Here is an 18,251-nt window from a genome sequence, read left to right as displayed (position 1 = left end):
AATATTGATAATCAGATGAAATTAATTAGTCAAATAGCAAGGGAAACTGGCATACCGATAGGGACTATTCGTTTCTATGAAAAGAGCGGACTTATAGCAGGCACAACAAAAAAGGAAGTAACATCCAATAATTATGTTTATTATGACCAGGAAGTCATCGAAAAACTGAGGTTTATTCAGATGGCAAAAGCGGTAGGCTTTACCTTGGCTGAAATTAAAGAAGTTATTGATGCATGGTATAAGAAGCAATTTAATAAGTCTGCGAAAATAGAAGTACTCAATCTGAGGTTGGAGCAGATTGATACTAAGATGAAGGAACTTAAAGCAATGAAAAAACAGATAGCACTTTGTAAATACAATATTGAAAATGACTTAAGTCGTTAAGTTTATGGTACGCTCATCTTAGCCAATTTTTATTTAGATCCGCCCTAAGACTTCCACAAATTTGTATAATAAAATTGTGCCGACATCTCTATTTGAGCCAAACATAGTGAATGATTTGAATATTTAAACAACGAAGGTAATTACCACATCACTAGCAATTCAGTAAAATGTTATTAAAGAGTTTTCTTTTTTTATTAGGTTTTTCTAATATGTTTGCCTACATGACCACATTTATGTAAGTTTAGGTTCGATAGATGATAAAATGTTTGTTAAGCGATGATTGAAGGGAATAAAGTATATGCATTGCTTTGATTCCTTTGCCTTGATAGCCTATTATTCATTACAAATAAAAAAGTAACTTATTTATAAGCCTTTCCAATGAAACAGAATGAATTAATAATCAATTTCCTTAATGAAACAAGGAGGCGTAGTATTCTCCTGTGGAAAGTGCTTCCCGAGGGTTTTTATGACTGGGGAGTGGTTCGGAAAATTTCCTTGGTAACTATTTATTGCGTAGTGCATATCATGAATCAGTACATGCTGGGCAGTTTATAAGTTATCTTCGAGAAATAGGAGTGGAAAGACCCTTTATCTGGGATTAATTCATGATCATGAAACGAGCATTCAATCTATTTTTAAGACTTAAATAGTATTTTGTAAATTCATATCGATGAGTAAAATACTCAAAAAATTCAACCAGGTATTTTGTAATAATTTGTAAACAAGTATAAGCGAAAAATGGCCTATTATTTTTGTGCGAAAAATAATAAGATGACGTACCTAAGGATCAGAACTAAAGCTGTGAATTATTTTCAAAATCCGATAAACATGCTTTTATAATAAAATTCATTACATCATGGAGGTTAGTTAGGAAAAGAATTAGAGTATTGTACTTAAGTGACTCTATGTATGGATTAAACATTTTATATTTCGTGTTTTTTAAATTTAAATGTGTATATTTATAGAACCTCCCTACGTGCAGCACCTTGTTAAGGATACAAGACGATAGTATGCAAGGACTTCACATAAATATTCAACAATGATTTCGACATCGAAAAGGGGAATAGCATTCCTTTCGACTTTTCCACCACGCGCCTGCGGTATTGCTACATATACAACAGATTTGATAAAAGCCATTTCAAGTAAATTCCAAGGTTCATACCATCTTATTCCTATCCCAATTGAAGAGTCTAAAAGTTATAATGACTATGATTCCGCTCTGCTAGGTATATTGGATATGGCCGATCCGCTTTCATTTGATGCTATATTCGAAAACATCCAACTATATAAACATATCGATTTGATCTGTATCGAACATGAGTTCGGCTTATTCTCAGCACAGGAAGCGAAATTCAGGTCGTTCCTTTCAGAACTTTATGAAGCACAAATCGCAGTTGTAATTACTTTTCATACGGTATTACCATCTCCAGAGAAAATCCTATTTGACCAAGTTTCTGCTATTGCGGATTATTGTTCACAGATCATCGTAATGACTCAAAGCTCTGCTGAAATCCTTATTAATGCTTACCAGATCTCTCCGAATAAAATAACAGTGATCGCACATGGTACGCATTTAGCCCCAGCAACAGATAAACGTGCGATTTTAGAACGTTATAATCTACTGGATAAGAAGATTCTAAGTACGTTTGGCTTATTGGGGCCAAGTAAGAGTATCGAAACAACACTTTATGCACTTCCTGCTATTATCGAGCAGAATTCCAATGTGATGTTTCTTATTTTAGGACAGACACATCCTACGTTGTTGCTGCGAGAAGGGGAAACCTATAGAAATCAACTACAGGAAATAATAGATCATCAAGGAATCTCCGATCATGTCAGATTTGTTAATGAATTTCTCCCAATTGAAGCTTTGCTGGATTTTCTATCTATTACCGATATTTATTTATTTACATCAAAAGACCCTTTTCAGGCGGTTAGCGGTACATTTTCCTATGCCCTGAGTTCAGGCTGTCCCATTGTTTCAACACCGATTCCCCACGTCAGGGAAGTTTTGAAGGAAGATATGGGAACAATGATCGATTTTGAGGCATCTGATCAGCTCGCAAATGCTGTCAGTCAAATTTTGGATGATGCCCCAAGGCTAAAGAAAATTCGTCATGTGAATCTCCAAAAAATGGTTAAAACTTCTTGGCAAAACGTCGCTATAGCACACGTTAATCTATTCGAACTTCTCATTGACGATAAAAGAGAGACGATATATTCAATCCCGCCTCTCAATCTAGACCATATCTTTCGTATGTCAGCGGAGAGAGCATTTACTCAATTTGCAGATATAAGCATGCCAGACGTGGCCAGCGGTTACGCCCTGGATGATAATGCGAGAGCGCTTATCGCTATATTGCATCACTATAAATTATACGAGTCTTTGGAAGACCTCGATCTGATACAGAAATTTTTAAATTTTATAGACTATTGTATGCAAGACGATGGCACATTTTTGAATTATGTAGACAGTTATGGTAATTTTACCATACAAAATGAGCAGGAAAATCTTGAGGACGCAAATGGAAGGGCTATATGGGCATTGGGTGAAGTGGCTGGTTTAGCCAATCTTTTACCAGAACAAATAGTTGAACTTGCCCGGGTGCTTTTGAATAGGGCTTCCAAGCATGCTTTAGTTTATTATTCAACCAGATCAATGGCTTTTACGATAAAAGGATTAAGTTTTATGAAAGGTGAGAAGTATAAAGCTATCATTGAGGTTTTGGCTAATCGTCTGGTTGCCATGTTTGAGTACGAAAGTACTGCAGATTGGCAATGGTATGAATCCTATATGACCTATGGCAACAGTGTAATTCCGGAAGCATTATTAGCGGCCTATGAGTCAACTGCAAATAACAGATATAGAGACATTGCCTATCAATCCTTCGATTTTTTGTTAAGTAGAATTATAGTTAATGATGAGATCCATGTTATTTCCAATAAAGGATGGGCACAACGCGACCAGCCACGAGCCGAATCCAAAGGGGGAGAACAGCCTATCGATGTTGCCTATACGATTATTGCTCTTGATAGATTTTATAGGCATACCAAAGATGAGCATTATAGGAGGACCATAAGAATTGCATTCGAGTGGTTCTTGGGACGCAACCACCTACAACAAATAGTATATAACCCAGTTACGGGGGGATGTTTCGATGGTTTGGAAGAGCGGGCGATAAATATTAATCAAGGAGCAGAATCTACTATAAGTTATCTATTGGCAAGGCTTAAGATGGAAGCCTATTTACCTGAAAACATAGGTTGATGGAGTTATTAGAGAAAGAGCTTTGCCTATATAATCGCAGTTATTAATTAGAACTGGTACAAAAGCTGGTGTATAAATATGTTGTAATAGCAACCAAGAGGTCGCATTTCTTTTAGCGAAACTGATGACGGTAATTCCTTTAAAATTTGCTGTATCTCATAAAGCATTCCGTTCTCTTGGTTAGTAAGGCGCTTATACGAACCGTGTATAATTTTAGTAACCCCTGAGATTGAAATGGCCTTTAGGTAGGTTTTCGCAATTCTCTTTTGATGTGTATAGACGTCAATAGTTTTATCGAAATAATTTGTAGGTGCTTCCATATACCTCCATATACTTATTGCAGTAAACTTTATAAATCCGCTAATCCTTGTCTCCATCTTGCAAGGCAATAATGGTATTGCGCTTTTTGGAAGGCGGTTTTAAATGTTTTATACAGAATAAGAGTTGTAGGCTCTTATACTGTAGGATATTCAGTGAGCGGTTAACCTCAGATAACATTTTGTCACATATAGATCTTCCTGATGAATCAAAATCAGGAAGATCTTTAAAATATTCAATTTAACGATTCTAATTGTTTTTGAATTGATCTGCTACAATGTACCAAGCCTTCTTTTTTTCTCCCCGATCGGATAACAATCCTTTTCTGTTCCAACCCTTTTGATAAATGGGATTGGCTCGCCCCGGAGAACGGAAATCTACCAGGAGCCATGGTGTTGCTCCACGTAGGAAAGGTATGTTGTTGAACATTTTAAATTGGCGCATATAAATAGCAGCCAGGTAATCTTCACTCCAGCTGCTTGCCCGATTCGGATCGATATTGTTTCCGAAAACTGCTTCACCGCCAAATTCCGAAAAGATCAGCGGTTTATTGAATTTGGATATCCACTCGACTTCTTTATCGGGTTCGGGCCATGGTTTATACCAGCCGAGGTATTGATTGATCGCCATGACGTCCATCAAACTATTGAGTTTATCTTCAATATAGGCCTTGTTGCCCTCAAAGCGCATATTATTGAACGCTGAGGTCACGAGACGGGTATTATCCAACGATTTTGCCAGGTAATACAGTGCTGTGAGCGAACTGTCTCTCGGCGGCGAGGAGTAGGTTTCATTCGAGAGGCTCCATATGATGGTTGCCGCCCGGTTTTTATCCCGGGCAATCATCTCTTTGAGCATGAAGTTCATTTTTTCTTTCATTCTCGCATTTGCAAAGTCTATTCCCTGGTAAATGGGCAGCTCTTCCCAAACCATCAGGCCCATTTTCTCTGCCATTTTTACCATCTTTTCATGATGCGGATAGTGTACCAGGCGCACATAATTACAGCCTAAATCCTTGGCCCAGTCCAAAAGCATTTGATAATCGCTTTCGCTATAGGCACGGGAGCGACGCTGCGGAACTTCTTCATGAATATTAATCCCTTTTAGAAAGATTGATTTGCCATTCAATAGAATATGTGTCCCATCGACTTTGATGGTTCGAAATCCAATTTGTTCCTTTATGTGATCCGTTTCGGCAGAGACACGCACTTCATATAATTTCGGATTTTCCGGTGTCCACAAAGTCTTCTTCCGAAAAGGAAATTTGAGTATGGCTCTTCCTTCTTTATCTGTTCTGGTTTTAAACCGGACATGCAGTTCCGGAATGTTTATCTCTATATCTTGTTCCTTTGTAGGGCCATCAATGGAGACGTATCCGTTAATGATATTTTCATCATGCTGTGCCAGTTGAATAAAGTAATCCTTGATATAGGTTTTTGGTGTCTGTATGAGGTCGACATCACGCGTTATCCCACCATAATTGAACCAGTCGAAGCCAAGTCCAGGTATACCGTCCTTCATGCGCTGATTATTTACTTTCACAATAAGACTATTTTCCCCGCCTTTTAGTAGGTCTGTGACTTCAAATTGGAAAGGTGTAAAACCTCCTTCATGTTCGCCAATTTTGCTGCCATTCAAATAAACTTCTGCCTTATAGTTTACTGCGGCGAAATGGAGGAAAAATCGGCTATCCTCAGCTTTTTGTGCGTTAAATGTGCGTTTGTACCAGATGCTGCTTTCATAATAGTTGAGCTCAGGAAGTTGGGAGTTGAAATCCCCGGGCACATAAAGCTGAGGACCACCTTCAAATGCGGATTCGACAAAGTCGACGTTTTTTAAAGGCTTGCGGTCTTTATAATAGGCAGCCCAATCTCCAGACCCGGCATCGAAGGGATCTATAATCACATTCCATAAACCATTTAAGCTGCTGCTTTGCCGCCCTTCGATATGGATCATTGCGGATTGAGCAAACAATAGGAGCGGGAATAACTGTAATAATGCTAATATAATTTTCATGTTGCGCATAGTTTTAATTTTCTAATTTCTTGGCCGATGTCCGGAGAAAGCCTTGCTGTTTTATTTTTTAGTCCGAATAAACGGTTTAATTAATCTTCAAAACCAGCGAAATTTGGTTTGGTTTCTCTGCCGGCAAGTTAACGGAAAGTGCCTCTTCATTTTGATGGAATACCAGTTTTTTCTTATGACCCAATAGTGATACGGTTTTAACGGTCACTGGAGGAACTGTTTTATTTTTCTTTCCCAAAGACTTTATCAAAATTCTTCCATCGGTTGGCCAAGCCATGATATGGGCATAAATGGCCTCTCCTTTCTGCACAAAACGGATATCTTCTGCCGTATAGGCATTGTCTTTGTCTTCATTGAATCCAGCCGCATTCAAAGGACTTTTTTCCGCTGTACTTGGGCCTTCACCATATATTTTCCAGGGGCGGGTATCAAAGATTCCTTCTTTATTGATTTGCATCCAGTCGCCTATTTCATGCAGAATTTTCTCTTCTTTTTCGTCTATGCTGCCATCTCCCTTGATCGGAACGTTAAGCAGGAGGTTGCCATTTTTGCTGACAATATCAATAAGCATATGGACAACTTTTTTACTGGACTTGTAAGTGTTGTTTTCGTAGTCAGCTTTATTATAGTGCCAGCTACCCAGACAGGTACATGTCTGCCAGGCTTTTTCTTGAACCTGATCGGGCACGCCACGCTCGACATCCCATACCAAGCACTCTTTTTGTTGTTCGGATAAAATTTTCCCGAACAGCACTGCATCGACCTTTCCCTTGTTTTTCTTGGCGTTACTGTTATAAAAATGGGCTGCAATATCGAGCCCAACATTACTGATCGGCCAGAGGGGGAGTGTCGTATCATCAAAATAGAGCAGGTCGGGTTGATAGGTGTCGAGCATGTCGACTGTTCGTTGATAGAAATTATCGATATACTCCTGCGTCGGTATGGAGGCTCCATTATGCCAATCCCACTGCGCCCATAATGATTTCACATCCTCGCTTCCTTTGCTGAGGGGGTGATTTTGACGATAGAGTTCTTGGGGATCATAGCCTTCCCACCATTTACCTTTTCCATCTTCTTTCGTTATGTTGCCATCATAGGGAACGCCTTTGAGCGGGCCTGATTGATCTGCTCGTTGGGCTGTTTCATACCATGTCCATGCATGGGAGGAATGGATGCTTACGCCGAAGGGAAGGTTGTTTTTTTTCGCGGCCTTTGACCATGCGGCGAGGATATCACGTTTGGGCCCCATATTGACCGAATTCCATTTTTGATATTTGCTATCCCACAGATCGAAGTTGTCGTGATGGTTTCCCATCGCAAAGAAATATTGTGCCCCGACCTTTTTGTACAATGCGACAAGTCTTTCAGGATCCCATTTTTCGGCTTTCCAGGTATGGATAACATCTTTAAATCCTGCCACAGAAGGATGACCATAATTTTTTAGATGCGAATTATATTGCCAGCTGCCTTCATCATACATGCCACGGGCGTACCAATCGCCCTGTTCGGGCTGACATTGAGGTCCCCAGTGTGCCCAGATTCCGAATTTGGCATTGCGAAACCATTCAGGCGCTTCATATTGCGCCAGGGATTCCCAAGTTGGCTGAAATTTGTCCGAAGAGGTTGATTCTTTTTTTTGTTGGGCGGACGCATTTAAAGTTGTTCCGAGGACTGTAAAAAGTAATAGTGTTTTAAAAATATTCTTGTTCATCGTATGCTGTATTTTTATGTTGAATAGTATGTTTAACCTGTTGATGTTACTGTGGTTTGATAACTGCGGCATAGCCACCACCGCTGACCATTGGTATTTTTATTGACATTCCGGCTTCGAATACCAGTGTTTTTTTATCGAGTTTTGAAGGTGTTGTTGCGGCATCTTTTGCATCCTGCCAATATTCCAGCACATATTTTCCTGTAGGCAGGAAATTGGTTGGTACCGTAATGCTGCGGGCTATGTTGTTGGTCATGGCACCGATAAACCAGTTTGTTCCCGAACGTTTGGCCATCACGATAAATTCCCCGGGATAACCGTCTATGAAACGGGTATCATCCCATACTGTGGGTACGATCTGCAAAAAATCACTTCCAGGTTGGCCTAATACATGCTTCGGGTGATCGCAGAACACGGTCAGGGGACTTTCGTATAGTACAAATTTGGCGAGTTCGGCACAGCGGGTATTCATCATCATGGTCGGTGATTGCTTCTTAAACTGGGCTGGGGTCACATTGAGAAAACCACCTGGCGTATAATCCATCGGTCCTGCCAGCATGCGCGTAAAAGGCAAAGTAACGTTATGCGTAGGGATGATGCGGTCAGAAAATTTGGCGTACTCTTCACCCAGCACACCTTCACGTGTGATCATATTGGGGTAGGTACGTTCGATGCCATCGGGTTTGTAGGCACCATGGAAGTTGACCATCAGTCGGTGCTCGGCTGCTTTTTTGATCACTTTATGGTACCAGTTTACCATCTCCTGATCGTCGCGGTCCATAAAGTCTATTTTTACACCGGCGATTCCCCAGCGCTCATACAGGGCAAAGGCTTCTTCGAAAGCGTTGTTGCGGTTGGCATCGGTGCTGTACAGCCACAGCCAGAGGCGTACATTTTTCTGACGGGCATAGTCAAGTATTTCGGGCATATTGATTTGGGGGGCGGGTTTGGTAATATCGGCTTGAGCTTGGTTGAACGGCCCGTACCACTGCCAGTCGATCAGCATATAAGGCCATCCCTGTGCAGCAGCAAAATCTATATATTCTTTGATAACGGCCGTCTCCATTTTCACTTCGCCACTCCACCAGTGGTCCCATGCGCAAAGTCCCGGTTTTATCCATTTTGTGTCTTCGATTGCGCAAGGTGGGTTGAGCGACTGAACAATTTCGGATTCGATAAATCGTCCGGGGTTATCGCCTATTATCACCACACGCCAGGGAGTTTTTATTTTGTCTGCAAAACGGGCTTTGATACCGTCTTCTTTTTCGCCCGGCAAAGGGGAAAGTTTGGTGGTGAGCAGTGCCTGCCCTTTAGCATCAGCGGAGCTGCTACCGATATAAAATCCGGGATAATTGTCTATGTTCGCTTCGGTGATGGCCAGATAGTTTTCCTTGTCTACTTCGATCAATAAAGGAAGTCCGATCAGGGTCTGATCGCTGAATCCGGCCAAGGGAACTTTATTGAATTCGCTTTCCTGGCTAGAGGTATAACGGGGCTTATATGTTGCTGCCCAAGCGTGAGCCTGATCAGCGACTGAAAACCCGGTCATCTCGCGGCTGATGGCTCTGTTGCCTATTTTCGGACTGCTGTACAATTGATAGCGAAAGGCTATTCCATTGTTATACGCCCGAAAGAAGAGATCCATCCGCCGTTTCTCGCCTTCCTTTTCGATCAGGGCAAGATGAGTTTCGTTCCACTGCATGTCGATATGGGCGTATTTATTCTTCACGACCGGTGTCCAAGAATCGTGCTGACTGCTGTTTTGAGGAGCACTTAGTAGGGTAAAGCCTTTGTGCATGGCAGGTTCATCTTGTAGTTCAAAGCCCATTGGCGAAGGGTGTATCACTTGTTTGTCCCTGTAGGATACGGAGTAGGAGAGTTCATCAGATAGGTCAATGTCCAAACAAATTTTTCCATCAGGCGATTTTAAGGTGTACGTCTGCGCCGAAAGGCCAGACGATATTGCGAGAAATAGAATGATAATAAATGCTCTCATGATAATTAGTGAATATGTTGATAAGGGTAGTGAATTATTTTTCTTCCATGATGGACAGGTCCCAGGGGCCCAATAGGATCTGTTGGCCTGCTTGCGCCACATTGCCCGAAATAAGTTCTTTCGCTGGAGCACCTGTATATGTAATCTGTTTTGGTTCGGCACTGTAATTAAATAGATAATGTATCGTCTTGCCCCATTTGTTCGTTCCCGAACGCTGAATGATTGGGAATGTGTAGCTATCGACGGCGGTAACCTTCGCTGTCCTAGCAGTTTCTCGGATGATTGCATTGAGCAATTCCTGTGAAGGGTAGGTTCCGATATAGGTTAGCTTTCCTTTGCCATATGTATTTTCTGTGATCACGGGCCACTTTCCAAAGAAGGGGTGTTCGGCATAGGCCAAGGGTTTGGCCGTCTCGGTTACCAAAAATTCGTACCAGTCGCCTATTTGGTTCTTGTTGGTCAATTGAAAACGATTATCTTTCAGCTGCATATCGCCGATTGTGGAAAACTCTTGATAGTTGAATCCACAGGCTTTCCGCAATGGTCCGGGCGCAGCCGTCGCCCTAACGGCCGAGTGCTCGTTGCAATAGCCGCTTTTGTGCATCATGACGACATGGCCGCCATCTTTTACAAATTTATCAATCGCATGGAGCAGCCCATTCGTAGCGACATAAAGTGGAGGGATAACCAACATGGCATAGCTGCTAAAATCGGAAATTTTATCGCATGGGATAATATCGGCTTCGATATTTTGATAGTAGAGCGATTTGTGGACCATGTCGATGGGGTAATTGTTTTTATAGGTATACGGCATAAAGTTCAGTGCGTGGTATGAATCGTGGCTATACAAGATTGCTACTTTATTTTTCTTTTTCAAGTTGATAATATGATCACCGATTCTTGCGAGCTCTTCTGCTGTAGTTTTAAACTCATGGTATATTCGATTCGGCTGCAGATCGTGTCCCAATACACCGCGCCAATAGGTTTCCTGACCATAATGTAGGGTAGACCAATGCCAGTACTCCACCATATTGGCACCTGAGGCATAATGGGCGTATACGTTTTGCCGCAACTGTCTGTCGTAGGGAGGATACTGTGTGCGGGCGTCCCAACCTATGCCCTGGGCGTTGGTTTCCATAACGATGTAATTATTTTTGCCGACAGTGCGCACAAAATCACCCGCGTAAGCTATGCGCTGGCCATCTTGTTTATCCTGTACGTCATGGTAAATATTGATGGCAGGATATTGCATCTGGCGGAAACTTTCTACCTGATCTATATTGTGAAAATCAGGCATGAAGCAATGGGTTACAAACTGGTCTTTGCGTCTATATTCATTGACAATGTCGCATTGCCAGTTGAGAAAGTCAGCGACCTGTTTGCGATTGTACCGCTCCCATTCGTTTTTATAGGAGGGATTGGTGACACCATCGCGGGTATAGAATTCTTCCCAAGTGCGAATATTCATTCCCCAGTAGTTCATTCCCCATGCTTTGTTGAGTGAATCGAGGTTGTTGTTAAAGCGGTCCTTAATGTAATTGCGGAATCCGATAAAATAGTCAGCGTTGTTTACGTCACGTGCTTCTGTTTCGTTGTCTACCTGATAGCCAATGATCCCGGGATGTTTGGCATATCTTTCCATTAGCTTACGGATGATACGCTCACTGTAATATTTAAAAGTGGGATTGGTAAAATCTATATTCTGCCTGATTCCATAATAGGCTTTATTGCCGCGCTGATATTCGGCCAATACCTCGGGATGTGTGTGGGCAAGCCATGCTGGAATGGAATAAGTCGGAGTTCCAAGTATCATTTTAATACCGGCCTGATGCATTTTGTCGATGATGCGGTCCATCCATTCAAATTCAAATACGCCTTCCTGTGGTTCAAATAGACCCCAGGCAGATTCGCCTATACGGATGACATTGAGCCCTGCATTTTTCATCAGACGGATATCTTCCTCCAGGCGCTCGCCCGGCATGTACTCGTGATAGTAGGCCGCACCGTAAAGGGGGCGGTCGAATTTGTACTGTGCCTCCAGGGGCAGGACTGCGAAGAACATTAGGCAGAGGAGAAAAATGTTTTTTGGTGTCATGGGTTTTGGTACTCGTTATGTTAAAGGTTAGAGACGTACACTGTACGTCTCTATGGGGCTATCTATTCAAAAGTTCCTTGTTGTATGCGATCCATAAGTTGCGATTGGCAAACTTTACTTTTTATTGCGCGGATATTTAGTAGGTATTGCTTTCATCTGTTCCAGAAAGACTGGATCTTTAAATGTACTGGTTGTCCGATCATATTGCCCGGCGCCCTGAACATCCCAGAACATCGGACACATACCACGTGAATAAATGGCTTCAGTAACTGAAACATTAAATAGCCTGACTACTTCCTGCGTTCTATTCTGTGAGGAGCAGGCATACTCGCCAACAATGACGGGCATTCCTTTGTCGACACAATTTTTCTTTAGCAAATCCATATTGTCGTTGAGTTCTTTAAATTCCTGCGGTGTACCCCAAGAAGGGACGCCAACGCCCCATCCCGCGTCTTCGCCGTTGCCCAATATGGCAAACAAAGGCGGCGTGTAGTAATGTACGGTCAATGCGAGATGTTTTGCCGGATCGTTTGGAATTTTGGTCAGTGGGTCGAAGGCATACTCCAGACCGGTATTGTAAATTTCGACCAGAAGATGGCGTTTCGCATTGTTGCCACCTGATTTCCTGACGATGTCGACAAAAAGCTGGTTCAGCTCATTGACATAGCCGAATGCTTTTGCTTTTTCTGCCTGTCCTCCCTTCCAGGGCGTCCATATCTCATCATAACCGATTTCATTCATGGGTTCAAATAGGAGGTGATCACCATATTTCCCAAAGCGGTTACAGAGTTGCTCCCAGATAGAAGTAAATTTCTTCTTGGCTTCATTGTCTGTTGGGACTTTTTTGACCCATTCGTTCTCATGGTGTACATTGATAATGGCCACCATGCCGCAGTCAAGTGTCCAATTTAAGATCGATTCGACTCTATTTAGCAGATCCGGATGGATTCTGTAATTTTCCTCGTTTATCATCATATTGCTCCAGGTGACTGGAATGCGCAGTGAAGAGTAACCGGCTTTGGCATACCCTTCAATCATCTCTTTTGTAATGAGCGGGCTGCCCCAAGCCGTTTCATAATTGGAGATACTGCTTGGATTGATCCAGCTGCCTGTCGCATCCAAGGCATTGCCGAGGTTGATCCCTAAACCCATTTCATCAACCAATTGGCTGGTGCTGAAATTTTCACGGATTGCGAATTTACTGTAAGCAGGTTTTGGTTCCTCTTTCTTTTCCGGTATGGGCTGTTCTGGAATAGCCTTAATTTCCTTATTGGAGCATGCCGGAAGCATCAACAGCATGATGATGTAACTTAATAGTGTTTTCATTGTACTAATTTTTATTTGTGTTTTTTGATCAAATGAAGTAACTCATGGTTATCGCGTTTGATTACTCATTGGCAAAGGGCACGGCTGGTAAGCCTTCCTTATTGAATAAATTGACATCTGGATTATCACTCCATGCATAGCGGACAAATTCAGGATTTAAAACCTGATCGGCATAGACAATTAGTTTATTGCCTTCTATATGCGCTTTGGCCCATACAAATTTTTTATCTGCTCCAGCGATGGCAAAACCTTCTACATAACCGTATTTGTTGTTAACCAGGAGTCCTCCTCCGGTAGCGTCAAAAGATATAATCAGTTTATTGCCTTCCTTTACCATAGATTTGAACGTTGGCCCCGAATAGACCAGCTCTTTTTTGCCATAATCCTTGGCCAATGCAATTAAAGCGAGCCTTCGACCGACTTCCTGCTTGTTGCGCGGATGGATATCATCTGCTTCACCAATATCGGTGATCACAGCCTGACCAGTATGTGGAAGACGGAGGGTTCGGGTCTGTGCATCTCTCAGCTTTGCCCAGTCGCTATCTTCAGGGGTTTTATCTTTGGCCATATAATTGGCCAATTGCACCCAATAGAAAGGGAAATCAGTTTTCCATTGTGATCGCCAATCCTGTATTAGATTGGGGAAGAGGGTACGGTAATCGTAAGCCCGGCCGGCATTATTTTCGCCCTGATACCAGATGACGCCCCGAATGGTATAAGGGATCATGGGATTGATCATGGCGTTAAAGAGCAAGGACGGAAACATATTTGGCGAAACTTCTTTATAGCCGTACTGCTTGGTTGTGACGGCCTCTTTATAATTCCATTCGCCATCAAGGGGGAATTTCTCGCCTCCAACTTCGAGATATAGCTGGGCAGAGTTTCCGTAAAATCCACCGCCGCCACCGGTATCCATAATTTTTACGGTAATTATATTTTCACCATCTTTTAAAGCAGTTTCTGGGATATTGTAGCTCCTAGGAATGGTATATCCTTTTGTTTCCCCCACTTTTACGCCGTTGATCCAACAGACATCATCGTCATCAATGGTCCCAAGATGGATAGATGCCGACTTGCTGCCGCTACCCTTTGGAAGATGGATACTGCGTTTGAACCAAACAATGCCGTCGATATTATCCAATTTGGGGTCCCATAATTGTGGGACATTCATTTTCCCCCATGTTGGTAAGTCCGAATTGCTTTCGTACCATTTTTCGGCTATCCCCGGATCGTTCGCTAAAGCTTGTTGATAGGCCTGTTTCTTCAATTCGTTTTCGCTCATAAAACCCTTTAGATCGCCTGTGAGGGCTTGTTTGTAGGGTTCGTTGAAATGTGTGGGCAGTTTATTAAAGCTGTTTCCACTGGTCCAGGTTTCGACACCGGTACCACCCCAGGAAGAATTGATTATGCCGACGGGTATACCCAGTTCCTGATAGAGCTTAAGGGCAAAGAAGTATCCTACAGCTGAAAAATCGCCCACGGTGGCAGGTGAGCATATTTCCCATTTCCCGTTAAGATCTTGTTTGGGCACATCGCTCATATTCTTTTCTACATTGAATGACCGAATGTTCGGATAATTTGCCCGGCTGATTTCGCTGGCGGCATTATTGGAGTTTTTTACGATCCATTCCATGTTGGATTGACCGGAAGCAAGCCATACCTCACCGACCAAGATATTTTTTAAAAGGATCTGTTCCTTCTGGCCTTTTATTTCCAAACGATAGGGTCCTCCGTGTGAAGTAGGGGCTAAGGTGAGGTTCCATTGACCATTTTTATCGGCTTTTGCCTTGAGGTTTTGCTGCATAAACTGGACATGGACCGTTTCATTTTTTTCGGCCCATCCCCATAGTTTTATGGGACTGTCCCGCTGTAGGATCATGTTGTCGCCAAATATAGCGGGAAGCCTAAGCTCGGCTTTTGATAGAAACGCATGTAAGAAAAAAGCAATGAAAATTGGGAGATGTTTTAGATTCATATTTTATTGTGTTTTATAGTCGAACCAGTCAAAAAATACTTTTGCATTACTCGGAACACCATTGGAGGTGCTGTAAAGCCCTATCATTACGCCGGTAAAACCGCCAGCAACTTCGGTTGCAAGATAGCGCGTGTCCAGTTTCCCGATTTCGCTGTAATTTTCACTGTCGGGATTTGCTACCGAAAAGATATACTGTTGTGGAGTTCCTTCTATTTTTAATTTTTGTTGATTGCCCTGCACTATCTTTTCGGAAGCGATGTAGCTCAGTGATCCTACTTTTACGCGTAATTGAATGATATTCTTTCCTTTTTGTTTTTTGATCAATAGATCATAATGATGGTTGTTGTTTTGGATTAATGTTATTCCAGCTTCTTCGTTGTCCTTTGAAGATTCAAGTTGCAGGAATGTGCTAGCCGTAAAATTGTGTTCCGTTTGTCTTCTGAGGATAGCTGAGATCGGTTTGGCATCGTTCAGCGTATTTGGAGTAGCCTTTATCCTGAGCCATCCCCTTTTTTCGGATAGGGAATAATTGTCCCGTACCGGATTTCTTAAATATTGCCATTCAAGGCCAAGTTGTTCTGTATCAAAATCGCTTCGGGTAGCGGGTTTGCTGAATGGCTTGAGCGGCAAAGTAGTTGTTTTCATATCCAGGCTGATTGTTCCATTGCCATTGACCTGTGGCCATCCCCCCTGAGGCCAGTCCACAGGAGCAAGAAATGTTTCGCGACCTAGAATATGGTAATAGCTGTAGGGTTGTGTAACTCTGAAACCAAGGCAAACCAACCACCAGCTACCATCTTTGGCCTGTACTAAATCTGCATGCCCCACACCTTGAATAGGATTTGCCTGACCAATTCTATTGGCATGGGTCAGTATGGGATTGAGTGGGCTGGATTCGTATGGGCCTAAGATATTTTTGCTTCTGCCAATTGTGGCACTGTGCATATATTCTGTACCACCTTCACCCAAAAGGAGGTAATAGAATCCATCTTTTTTATAAATATGCGGAGCTTCTGGAAAACGGCCACCGATACCGCCCCAGACCAAGTGCTCGGGGCCAATAACCTTTCCGGTTTTGATATCAATCTCCGTCACCCGAATCCCTTCATTTCCCTGCGTGACAAAATAGGTTTTACCGTCCTCGTCCCAAAATATATCGGGATCGATGCTCTCGATGGCCACGTGGATTGGATCACTCCATGGACCGCTGGGATCTGTCGCCGTGCAATAGAAATTCCCGCCTGATGATACATTGGTGCAGATCACATAGAAAAGTCCATCGTGATAGCGGATCGAGGGCGCATACAAACCTCCCGAAGCAGATGCATTTTCCAAAGGAAGTTGTGCGTCACGGGTGAGACAGTGACCTATCTGCTCCCAGTTGACAAGATCCTTACTGTGATAAATCGGGAGGCCCGGAAAATATTCAAAGGACGAAGTGACTAGGTAATAGTCATCGTCTACACGACAGATACTTGGATCCGGATTGAACCCCCTGATAATCGGATTTGAAAAGCCAGTTTGTGCAATGACATAATGAAAGGCAATGGAAAATAGGGCGGAGATAATGACGTAAATTGACTTTTTAAATTTCATGTGTGTGTTTGTGAAAGATGATTTGCTATTAAAGGCCGACATTGACGATTGCTCGTATATCCGGCCTAATATTAAAGTGCTTATTTGTCGTATATGGATTTAATTTTTGCTTGTGTCTATAATTCTAAAATTGTCGAAATAGATGTCTACCTTGGCATTGGCATTGTCCGCTTTATTTTTCGTGAAAATACCCAGTTCGGCGTTTGCAATGGCGGCAAAGCTTCCATAGTCGGTGACCGCCGTGAATCTATTGAGTAAGATGTCGCAGGTCATCCATTTTCCAATGCTTGTTTTGTTGGTATTTCTGTCGCGTGGCACATAGTCTGATACCATTTTATCCCAGTTTCCATTGAGCTGTATGTCAAATGTTGCTGTTGAAAGCGGTTCATTTAAATAGCATTCAAAGCGCAGTACCAGATTACTCGTAGCTGTGCTTGCCGGGATTGCATTTACGGTTGGATAGACACCTTTGTTGGAGAGGTTTCCCCACCAATATTGCCAAGCTCCTGGTGTGCCAAAAATGCGGTAAGCGGTTCCAGTGGTAAAAAAAGGTGACTTGGAGCCGTCTGCAATTATAGGCATATTGTTGTCTCCCCAATCATAGTTTCCTATTTTATCCCAATCTAAAACGAGGTTTTGAATTAGATAGAATGGTAGGGGAGACGTAGATTGTCCACCTGCGGCATAAATTGTAATTGTACCGGATTTGGTAGGGGCTTTGGGGAGTCGATAATAGATGGTATCTTGACTTTTTGCTACCATGAGATCTTCACCTTGAACATCAAATTCTCCATTGATATTTAGTTTGGTCACGTTGATGAAGTTGGCACCGGTAATAAACGCCTGATCGCCAATGATAGGCATATCGGTGCTCCATGATTTTATTATTGGTGGCGAAACATTGGTTGTGAAGGCTATGCTGACCGAATCTGTTATGCAGTATACTGCCAGACGACCATCTTGAATACCTGATGGGATCTTTAATTCGATTTTATCATAGTCCTTGCCAACTTCATATTCGGTAGCTGATATGCTACCGCCAGTTGCGGTTTCGAATGCTATTTTTTTAACTTCATAAAAGTTTAAGCCGTATACACTGAGCTTTTCACCAGCTTTGGCTGGATAATTTAATTCGATACGGCTGATCTGTGGTGCGGGCGAATAGATATGGAAATTGAATCTCGCTTCACCGTGGCTCGTCTCTATCCGAATCTCATTGGGGAGATCCGGATTGGTGCCAGTCAGTAGCAAGTCGGCAGGAATGGAAATAATAGCACTTGTTGACGTGCAGTAATTTGCATTAAATCCGATCTGTTGGTCATTAATATAAATTTTTTGTATACCATCGAGATTTTTTCCGATAACAGCAACCATTGTGCCCGGAAATGCGCCTGTAAAGGTGCTATCTGCTTTTTCAGGATCTGTCAATCGCACGTGGGTTATCTCTGGAGTCATTGTCAGATCATTGTTGCGACTACAAGATATTGTAGACAGTAGAATGATTGACATCAATACCGTAAAAATAAAACGATTGTTATCGTATATTGCTTTCATAAT

At 42.4% G+C, this 18,251-nt stretch carries 10 protein-coding genes; 2 read left to right on the top strand and 8 right to left on the bottom strand.

Going from position 1 to position 18,251, the window contains the following annotated elements; genetic code table 11:
* The first annotated feature begins 15 nt into the window (after positions 1-15).
* On the top strand, positions 16-384 hold the full coding sequence (locus tag B4A24_RS07520) for a MerR family transcriptional regulator (protein ID WP_293944052.1): 369 nt from the start codon (positions 16-18) through the stop codon (positions 382-384).
* Between the two features lie 1,039 nt (positions 385-1,423).
* On the top strand, positions 1,424-3,652 hold the full coding sequence (locus B4A24_RS07515) for a glycosyltransferase (protein ID WP_293944050.1): 2,229 nt from the start codon (positions 1,424-1,426) through the stop codon (positions 3,650-3,652).
* Positions 3,653-4,219: 567 nt separating this feature from the next.
* On the opposite strand, the gene B4A24_RS07510 is transcribed toward B4A24_RS07515, so the two are convergent.
* The 8 genes from B4A24_RS07510 to B4A24_RS07475 all read right to left on the bottom strand — a co-directional run bounded on the left by B4A24_RS07510 (position 4,220) and on the right by B4A24_RS07475 (position 18,248).
* Positions 4,220-5,986, bottom strand: coding sequence for a glycoside hydrolase family 2 protein (locus tag B4A24_RS07510; RefSeq protein WP_293944048.1), 1,767 nt, complete (start codon positions 5,984-5,986; stop codon positions 4,220-4,222).
* An 85-nt stretch (positions 5,987-6,071) separates the two neighbouring features.
* Positions 6,072-7,706 carry an alpha-L-fucosidase gene (locus B4A24_RS07505; protein ID WP_293944046.1) on the bottom strand — a complete coding sequence of 545 codons (1,635 nt, stop codon included), beginning with the start codon at positions 7,704-7,706 and terminating at the stop codon, positions 6,072-6,074.
* Positions 7,707-7,752: 46 nt separating this feature from the next.
* Positions 7,753-9,702, bottom strand: coding sequence for a glycoside hydrolase family 97 protein (locus B4A24_RS07500; protein WP_293944044.1), 1,950 nt, complete (start codon positions 9,700-9,702; stop codon positions 7,753-7,755).
* 34 nt (positions 9,703-9,736) lie between these two features.
* Complete coding sequence (locus B4A24_RS07495; protein WP_293944042.1) at positions 9,737-11,797, bottom strand: beta-galactosidase; 2,061 nt, start codon at positions 11,795-11,797, stop codon at positions 9,737-9,739.
* Positions 11,798-11,911: 114 nt separating this feature from the next.
* Positions 11,912-13,123 (bottom strand): glycoside hydrolase family 5 protein, encoded by a 1,212-nt coding sequence (locus B4A24_RS07490; protein WP_293944040.1) that lies wholly within the window; start codon positions 13,121-13,123, stop codon positions 11,912-11,914.
* Positions 13,124-13,184: 61 nt separating this feature from the next.
* Positions 13,185-15,098, bottom strand: a complete 1,914-nt coding sequence (locus B4A24_RS07485; protein ID WP_293944038.1) for a sialate O-acetylesterase — start codon at positions 15,096-15,098, stop codon at positions 13,185-13,187.
* A 3-nt stretch (positions 15,099-15,101) separates the two neighbouring features.
* On the bottom strand, positions 15,102-16,694 hold the full coding sequence (locus tag B4A24_RS07480) for a glycoside hydrolase family 43 protein (RefSeq protein ID WP_293944036.1): 1,593 nt from the start codon (positions 16,692-16,694) through the stop codon (positions 15,102-15,104).
* Between the two features lie 99 nt (positions 16,695-16,793).
* The gene (locus B4A24_RS07475) at positions 16,794-18,248 is read right to left on the bottom strand and encodes a glycan-binding surface protein (RefSeq protein WP_293944034.1); all 1,455 of its coding nucleotides are present in this window, start codon (positions 18,246-18,248) and stop codon (positions 16,794-16,796) included.
* Positions 18,249-18,251 lie beyond the last annotated feature (3 nt).

Origin of the sequence: Sphingobacterium sp. UBA7249 (assembly GCF_002472835.1) — a bacterium.
Lineage (GTDB): Bacteria > Bacteroidota > Bacteroidia > Sphingobacteriales > Sphingobacteriaceae > Sphingobacterium > Sphingobacterium prati.
This window is presented reverse-complemented; position numbering and strand designations above follow the sequence as displayed.